The organism is Aquirufa nivalisilvae, assembly GCF_004307455.1.
Taxonomy (GTDB): Bacteria; Bacteroidota; Bacteroidia; order Cytophagales; family Spirosomataceae; genus Aquirufa; species Aquirufa nivalisilvae.
In genome coordinates, this window is sequence record NZ_SEWX01000022.1 from 1 (window position 1) to 521 (window position 521).

A 521-nucleotide genomic window follows, 5' to 3' on the forward strand; every position below is an offset into this window, starting at 1 on the left:
ACGATGACGAAGTTGGCGGTGAGCTTAACGAGTCCACAGATTAATGGCACAGCCTTTACAGGAACAAATACCTTAACAGCCTTGGATGCTTATGGTAACACAGCTACAGGATTTAGTGCTGCAGGAAATAACATTACAGTAACAACAACCTTAACAGGAGCAATCACTGGATTATCAGGAACGAATAAATTAAGTAGTGCAGGCGACTTTACAAGTGGAGTAGCCAACTTGACTAGTTTAGGTTTAACATTTACAGGAACCACAGGTGCAGGTACATTTACCTTTACTCCAGTATCAGGAACAGCTATTACTAGTTCAAGTGTAACGGTCAATCCAGGAACAGCGACTAAATTAGTCGTTACAGGAACAGGAACTCAAACAGCAGGGAGCCCTCAAACAGTAACTATTACCGCACAAGATGCGAGTGGCAATACGGCAACAACATATACAGGAGCAAAAAATATCACATTCAGTGGAGCGACGGCATCATCAAGTCCTGTGACAAACCCAACCGTAGCCGC

General features: G+C 43.6%; 1 pseudogene. It reads left to right on the forward strand.

What is annotated here, in order from left to right:
• Positions 1-521, forward strand: a pseudogene (locus tag EWU22_RS13370) (hypothetical protein); the annotation flags it as partial.